This is a genomic window from Streptomyces antimicrobicus, from assembly GCF_020532625.1.
In the GTDB taxonomy this organism is placed as follows: Bacteria; Actinomycetota; Actinomycetes; order Streptomycetales; family Streptomycetaceae; genus Streptomyces; species Streptomyces antimicrobicus.
Window position 1 is genome coordinate 19,572 of sequence record NZ_JAJAUY010000080.1, and the last position, 7,742, is coordinate 27,313.

Annotated in this window: 3 protein-coding genes; 2 read left to right on the top strand and 1 reads right to left on the bottom strand. The window is 78.2% G+C overall.

Annotated elements, in window-relative coordinates; all coding sequences use genetic code 11:
- The first annotated feature begins 438 nt into the window (after window positions 1-438).
- The gene (locus LG632_RS19640) at window positions 439-2,601 is read left to right on the top strand and encodes an asparagine synthase-related protein (RefSeq protein ID WP_226728663.1); all 2,163 of its coding nucleotides are present in this window, start codon (window positions 439-441) and stop codon (window positions 2,599-2,601) included.
- A 227-nt stretch (window positions 2,602-2,828) separates the two neighbouring features.
- A complete protein-coding gene (locus tag LG632_RS19645; protein WP_226728664.1) occupies window positions 2,829-6,392 on the top strand; it encodes an AfsR/SARP family transcriptional regulator in 3,564 nt (1,187 codons plus the stop codon).
- A 455-nt stretch (window positions 6,393-6,847) separates the two neighbouring features.
- On the opposite strand, the gene LG632_RS19650 is transcribed toward LG632_RS19645, so the two are convergent.
- Window positions 6,848-7,222, bottom strand: a complete 375-nt coding sequence (locus LG632_RS19650; RefSeq protein ID WP_226728665.1) for an NPCBM/NEW2 domain-containing protein — start codon at window positions 7,220-7,222, stop codon at window positions 6,848-6,850.
- Between the last annotated feature and the right edge of the window lie 520 nt (window positions 7,223-7,742).

The following is a 7,742-nucleotide window of genomic DNA, read 5'->3' on the forward strand; positions in this document are numbered from 1 at the left end:
ACCCGGCGATTCGATGTGCCGTGCGTGGGTCGGCCCGCTGCGCGGATCCGGCGGGCCGGGGGACACCGCCGCCTCAATCCCCGCGGGCGGCGGCACGGTCCGGGGGGCGGTCCACCCGCCTCCCGGACCGCGGCGACGGCCCGCCGCGGCGCCTCGGTGCGCCCGCCGGCGGTCGCCGGTGCCCTCCCGCCCGCCACAGCAGTCGGTACGACGGAAAAATGGCTGAAATCGGCCTATGGGGCGAGCTGTCCCAGGAGGGAACGGAACGTCGAACACCGCGTACCCGGGGCGCATCGACATGTGTCTGCGCCCCCATGAGTCGCTCCTGCACGCCCTTCTCGTGGCAGCATGGACCCCGAGCCACCCGGGATTCCCGTCGTCCGGCCGTCCAGCCGCCCGGCGCCCGGTCACATGGCGCACCAGGCTGGGGAGGCGGCGATGCGCTGGTTGGTGGGGTGGAGCAGTATCGCCGCGAGTTTCGGCACGGCCGGACGGCTGAGGAGCGACCCGGCCGCCCCGCGCGGCGGCCTCGCGGACGCGCCCCCCGGCACCGACCCCCGGGACCCCGGCGCCGACGCCGAACGCACCCTCCTCCCCGTCGGCGCGCAACTCCTGTGGGGCGACCCGGACCCCCTGTGGGCCGTCGGCGACTGGCGCCCCGACGAGATCCGCACCGTCACCGCCGACCCCGCGGACCCCTGCACCCGCCTCGCCGTCCTCGGCTGCTGCGGCGCCGACGACGCCGCGCTGCGCCGCGCCCTGTCCGCCGCCCGCGGCGGCGCGCTGCGCCACCTGACCTCCTGGCCCGGCAGCTACACCGCCGTCGTCCAGGCCGGCCGCCGGATCACCGTGGTCGGCGACCTCGCCGGCGCCCGGCCCGTCTTCTACACCCCGTGGGCCGGCGGCACCGCGTACGCCACCGCCGCCCTGCCGCTGGCCGACCTCATCGAGGCGCAGCTCGACATCGGCCACCTCGCCGCCCTGCTGGCCTGCCCCGACAGCCCCGAGGCGCTCGGCGACGGCACCCCGTACGTCGGGGTCCGGCGGATCCCGCCCGGCCACGCGCTGATCCTGCGCGAGGGCTCCCGGGAGATCACCGGCTACGAGCCGGTGGCCTCCCTCGCGGTGGCCGCGCCCGAGACCGAGGCGGGCCGCGCGGTGGAGGGCGTACGCGAAGCGTTGGTGGACGCGGTGCGCGCCCGGCTCACGGCGCCGCGGCATGCTCCCGAGACCCTGCCCCACGATCCGGGGCCGGTTCCCGGCATGGGTCCCGCCGACCGGCGGGCCGCCCGCGGCATGCCCGCGCCCGGCGTCGGCGCCGACCTCTCCGGAGGCAGCGCCTCCGCCACCCTCGCCCTGCTCGCGGCCGGGCTGCCCGGGGCGCCCGGCACGATGCGGGGGCAGACCGGGCCCGGCGGGCGGCTGCTCGCGGTCACCTTCAACGACCTGGCCGCGCCGCAGGGCCGCGAGGCCGAACTCGAACGCGCCCGGGCCCTCGCCGCCGACCCCCGGCTGCACCACGTCGTGGTCGCCGCCGCGGAGGAGGCCCTTCCGTACGCCGACCTGGACGGGCCGCTGACCGACGAGCCGGGCCCGTCCCTGGTCTCCGCGGCCCGCGAACGCCGCAGGCTCGCCGCCGGCAGCGCCGACCACTTCGTCGGGCACGGCGCCCGGCAGGTCCTCGACGCCCACCCCGCCCGGCTGGCCGACCTGCTGATGGACCGGCGCCGTCGGCACCTGCTCAAGCCCGTCGCGGCACTGGCCCGCTCGGCCGCGGACGGCGGCTCGCTGCTCGTCCCGCTGACCGTGTACGCGGCCGCCCGCCGGCTGGCCCGTACGCCGTACCGCGCGGGCCTGGAGGCCGCCGCCGCCCGGCTGCGCGACGGGCGCACCGACGCCGGCACCGCCCTCGGGCCGGTCGACGCGTCGCTGGCGGCCCTGGCCTGGGCCCGGCCGGGGCCGGCCGCCGGATGGCTGACCGGGGAGGCGCTGGCGGAAGTATCGATCCGCCTGTGCGCCGCCGCCGGCCGGCCCCCGCTGTCCCTGCGCCCCGGCGAGGCCCGCGCCCGCGCGGTGCTCGCCCGGCACGCCGCCGACCACCGGGTGTTCGAACAGGCGGTGGAGGTGCGCAGCCAGCGGCTGCACGCGCCCTTCCTCGACAACCAGGTGGTCCGCGCGGCCCGCGCGCTGCCCGAGTCCCTGCGCGTCCAGCCCGGGGCCCGCGCCTCGGTCCTGCGCTCCGTCCTCGCCGCCTCCGGCGTACGCGAACTGCCGCCCGGCTGGGGCGCGGTCACCCACACCCCCCACGAGACGGCCACCCGCCTCGGCCTGCGCGCCGCCCTCCCCGACCTCCTGTCCCTCTTCACCACCCCGCTGCTGGCGGACGCGGGCCTGATCGAGGCCGGAGTGGTCCGCCAGGCCCTGACCGCCGCCGCCGACGGCCACCCGGTCCCCCTGGACGGCCTGGCGGAACTGGTCTCCATGGAACTCTGGCTCCACCGCCTGCTCTCCCGCCGCGGCACCTGCTGGACCGGCAGCACGTCCCTGCGCCGGCGGGCGGTCCCGACGGGGGTGCCTACTGCTCGGGCGGCGCTGTCCTGAGGGGCGTGGGGCGGTCGCGCCGGGCGGTCGCGCCGGGTGGTCGCGTCGGGGGTCGGGCGCCGAGGGTCGGGCGTCGGCGTCGTACGAGGTGGGAAGCGGGCTGGGCGGGCTGGCGGGCCGGCGGGAGGCAGACGGCGGGCCGCGGGCCGGCGGCCACGGGAGGTGGGCGGTGGAACGCACCGGGAAATCCCCGAAGTCCTCCGTGAGGGATGGGGGACCATGGGGCGGTGCGGTATCTCATCCTGGGCGTGACGGAAGCGCGCGACCGCGACGGGGGCGTCGTGGCGGTCGGCGGTGCGCGGCTGCGCGCGCTGCTCACCGCGCTCGCGCTGCGGGGCGGGCGCCCGGCCACGGTCGCCGAGCTGGTCGCGGACGTGTGGGGCGGCGGCGAACCACCGCGGGACGCGCCCGCCGCCCTCCAGGCCCTGGTCAGCCGCCTGCGCCGGACCCTCGGCGGCAAGGACACCGTCCGAGCGGAGGTGGCCGGCTACCGCCTCGACGCCACCGAGGACGACATCGACCTGTACGTCTTCCGGCGGCTCGCCCGCCGAGGCGCCCAGGAGCTCGCCGCCCACCCGGAGGCAGCAGCCCGCACCCTGCGCCAGGCCCTGGCCCTGTGGCGCGGCCCCGCCCTGGCCGACCTCCCCGACGCCGACACCGAACCCGCCGCCCGGTCCGCCCACGCCCTGCGCGAGGCCGCCGTACGCGACCGCATCGACGCCGACCTGCGCAGGGGGACCGATCCGGCCTCCCTGCTCCCCGAGTTGGAGCAACTGCTCGCCGTCCACCCGTACGACGAACCGCTGCGCGCCCGCCACCTCCGCGCCCTGCGTGCGGCAGGCCGCCAGGCCGACGCCCTCCTCGCCTACGAGACCTTCCGCCGTAGCCTCGCCGACCAGCTGGGCACCGACCCGGGGCCGGAGTTGAAGGCCCTCCACGCGGAACTCCTGGATCCGGAGCGGGAACCGGACCACTCGGCGGCGCCTGCCCCTGCTCTGGGGTACGAGCCCGCTTCGGGCCCCGGTCCCGGTCCCGGTGGTGGCGACGGCGGTGGCGGTGGCGGTGGCCACGGCGGGGCCGTGGCCGGGTCGGCCTCCGGGCTTGGCTCCGGCTCGGGCGGCGGGCCGGGCTCCGGCAACATCCGCCCGCGGCTGACCTCCTTCGTCGGCCGGGAGCCGGAGTTGGAGGCGCTGCGCGCGGAGCTGGGACGGTTCCGGCTCGTCACCCTCATCGGCCCCGGCGGCTCCGGCAAGACGCGGCTGGCCGAGCACTCGGCCGGGGCCCACCCCGAGCCCGCCTGGCTCGTCGAACTCGCCCCGCTCGACCACCCCGCGGCCGTCCCCGGCGCCGTCCTCAGCGCGCTCGGGCTGCGCGAGGCCACCCTCGTCACCCGGGACAAGGGCGCCGGCGGCACCGCCGACGACCCCACCGCCCAACTGGTCGAGCACTGCGGCCGCCGCCGCCTTCTGATCGTCCTCGACAACTGCGAACACCTGGTCGAGGCCGCCGCCCAGCTCGCCGAGACCCTGCTCACCCACTGCCCCGACCTGCGCATCCTCGCCACCAGCCGCGAACCGCTCGGCGTCCCGGGCGAGGTGCTGCGCCCCGTCGAGCCGCTGCCGCCCGAGCCCGCCGTACGACTGTTCGCCGACCGCGGGGCCGCCGCCCGCCCGGGCTTCTCGGCCGCGGACGACCCCGACGCCGTCCGCGAGATCTGCGCCCGGCTCGACGGTCTGCCGCTCGCGATCGAACTGGCCGCGGCCCGGCTGCGGCTGCTCAGCCCGCGGCAGATCGCGGACCGGCTCGACGACCGGTTCCGGCTGCTGACCAGCGGCAGCCGCACCGTCCTGCCGCGCCAGCAGACCCTCCGCGCGGTGGTGGACTGGTCCTGGGACCTGCTGGACGAAGGCGAACGCACCCTCCTGCGCCGCCTGTCCGTCTTCGCCGGCGGTTGGGACCTGGCCGCCGCCGAGGCGGTCTGCGGGGACGCCCGGCTCGACGCCGCCGATCTCCTCGGCTCCCTCGTGGACAAGTCGCTCGTCGTCGCCGTCCCCGGCGGAGGCGGTACCGGGGGCGGTACCGGGGGTCGGGAGGGGCGGGGCGCCGCCGGGGACCAGGGCTGCGACGGTGCCGGCTGCGCCGACGACGGCATGCGCTTCCGCATGCTGGAGACCATCCACGAGTACGCCGTCGAGCGCGCGGCCGAGGACCCCGCCGACCGTGCCGCCACCGCCGCCCGGCACACCGCCCACTTCCTCGCCCTCGCCGAGGAGGCCGAGCCCCTGCTGCGTTCCGGAGCGCAACTGCCCTGGATCCGCCGCATCGAGACCGAGCTCGACAACCTGCGCGCCGCCCTGCGGACCGCCATGGCCACCGATCCGGCGTCCGCCCGCCGCTTCGTCCTCGCCCTCGGCTGGTTCTGGTGGCTGCGCGACTACCGCTCGGAGGGCGCCGACTGGACCACGGAGGTCCTCGCCCTCCCGGGAACCGGAGCCGAGGCGGCGGCCGGTACGGGAGCCGAGTCGGCGTCCGGTACCGGTGCGGAGGCGGCGGCCGGAGCAGGAGCCGAAGCGGCGGCCGGTACGGGCGTTGCGCAGGCCCAGGGCGAGCCGTCGGAGCCGCTGCCCGACTCCCCGGCGTACTGGGACCGCCTCCGGCTCGAACTGCTGCACCTCTTCCTCGTCGCGGAGAGCCGCCGCCCCGCCGAGTTCCGCAGTCCCGAGCGGATGGCCATGGCCCGCCGCGTCCAGGCGGCGTTCCGCCGACCCGTGCCCGAAGCCGCCCGCTTCCCGGGCATGCTCTGGCCGCTGACGGCAATGCTCAGCGGCGATCTGGTCGACTTTCACCGGGCGTTGGACGAGACCGTCGAGAACTGCCGCCGCCACGGCGGCGAGTGGGAGCTCGGCGTCACCCTCATGCTCCGCACCCATGTGGCCATCGACCTGACCGGCGGCCTCGCCACCGTCGACGCCGACCTCGCCGAACTCCACGAGATCGCCCGCCGCGTGGGCGACCGCTGGACCCGCGCCCAGGTGTCCAGCGCCGCCGGCGAGGTGGCCCTCTCGCGCGGCCGGTACGACTGGGCCCGCACCGAGTACGAGGAGTGCCTGCGGCTGGCCCGCGAGGTCGGCGCGCACATGGAGGCGCCGTTCGCGATCGCCCGGATCGCCGAGGCCGCGTACTGCACCGGCGACTGCGACACCGCCGAACGCCTCCTCACCGAGGCCCAGACCGAGGCCGACCGGTACGGCGCCCAGGACGCCCAGGCCTTCGGCAAGCTGCTGGGGGCGTTCATCGCCCTGGACCGAGGGAACCTCGCGGCGGCCCGCGCCGCCGTGGACGCGGCCGCGGCCGTCGTCGACACCAGCCAGCACCGCACCGGCCGGGCCGCCGTGCCCCCGCAGTTCATCGCCGGGCTGGACACGCTGGAAGTGATGCTCCTCGGTCATGAGGAAGGACCCTGGGCCGGCCTGGCCAAGGCCCGCACGGGCCTGGCGGCAGCGGTGGAGGCGCGCTGCGCCGAACCGGTGCTGGCCCGGTTCACCGAGGCCGTCGCCCTCCTGCTGGCCGACGCCGACCGGCCCGCCGAGTCCGTACGGGCCCTGGCCGCGGCCACCGCCTGGCGGGCCGGCCATCCCCGCTCCGTCCCCGACCAGCGGGCCCTGCGGGACCTCCCGTCCCGCACCCTCGCCGCGCTCGGCCCGGACCGCCAGCGGGCGGAGGAGGCCGCCGGGTCCGCACTGGACCCGCGCGGCGTCCTGACCCTGCTGGCCACCACCACACCCGCGTAACACCGGCTCACCCAGCCCCCGCCGCCCCGGAACAGCCGCTCACCCCACACACCCGCCCGTTCGCCCGCCACCGACGGCGGCCACCCCGTCCAGCCCCGCCCAGCCGATGCCGCACAGCGTGGCGTCCGGCGGTGGCGGTCGGCGCCGCTGTTGGGCGGCCGTCCTGGTTGCCTGAGACGGTCAGCTGGGCAGGCGGTGGCGGCGGGGACTGACCGCCGGGCGGGGGCCACCGTGCGCGGCGCCCGCCGGACGGCGGTCACCGCGTGGGGCGACGGGCAGCCGATGTCGGACGGCGTGGCGCCGACGGTCGCGGCTGAGCCGCTACCAGGAGCCGTCCGGAGGCCGGTCGCCGGCAGTTGGGCCCGCGGCGACGCAGGGGAGGGGGAGCCACGCAGGCGGCGGTAGGCACCGGCCGCCGGGCGGGGTCGGTCGGTGGTGGTCGGTGCCGGCCGTCGTCACTGGCAGCTGATCACCGATTCCGCCCAAGTGCCCAGGGTCATCGGGGCCGCGCCGCCCACCGGTTCCACGACCAGGCGCAGCCTCTCGTGGCCGGCCAGCCCCACGTTCACGGGTACGGCCCGGTCGCCCGGGCCCAGCGCGGGGGACTGCCACAGCCGCTGTCCGTCGGCGTGGACGGAGAACCGTACGGCGCCCCGGCCGAGCACGGACAGGTCGTCGACCCCGACGCGGGCGGAGAAGGAACGGCACTGCCGGTTGAGCGCGATCTCCACCGAGGAGCGGGAGTTCACGGTGATGCCGTGGTCGAAGCGCTGCCCGGCGATCCGCAGACCCCAGCGTTGCCAGACCCAGCTGCTGCGCAGGGTCTGCACCTCGGGCCCGCTGTGGTCACCCCAGGCCGACTGGGTGAGCCGCGCCAGCGGATAGCCACTCGGCGCCGGCTTCGGCGGCTTCGGCGGGGGCGTGCGGGTGGGCGTGGGTCTGGGCGGCGTCGGCGAAGGCGGGACCGGGGACGCCGACGGACGCGGCGGCGCGGGGGTGACGGGCCTGGCCCGGGTCGGAGTAGGAGACGGAGCAGGACGGGACGGACGTACGGGGTCCGGCGAGGCCGGCTCCGGCGCGGGCGGCGTCGGCTCCGGCGCCTGCGGGGCGTGGGGCGCCGGGGGCGCCGACACGCTCGGGGGCACGGGCCGTGCCTCGGCCTGCGGTTCGGAGTCGTCCCCGGCGAGGGCGAACACCACCCCGGCCGCGGCAGCGACCGCAATGCCCGCCGCCAGCGCGGCCTTCGCCGGCAGCCCGAGCCCTTCCCCGGCCAGGGCGCCGGCCGAGGACCCCCCGGCCCCCGCCCCCGCCCCGCCAGCCCCACCCGCAGCCCCAGCCCCAGCCCCTCCC

Excerpts from the sequence above, each read along its gene's own strand:
- LG632_RS19640 (WP_226728663.1), top strand. The coding sequence starts at position 439 with ATGCGCTGGTTGGTGGGGTGGAGCAGTATCGCCGCGAGTTTCGGCACG.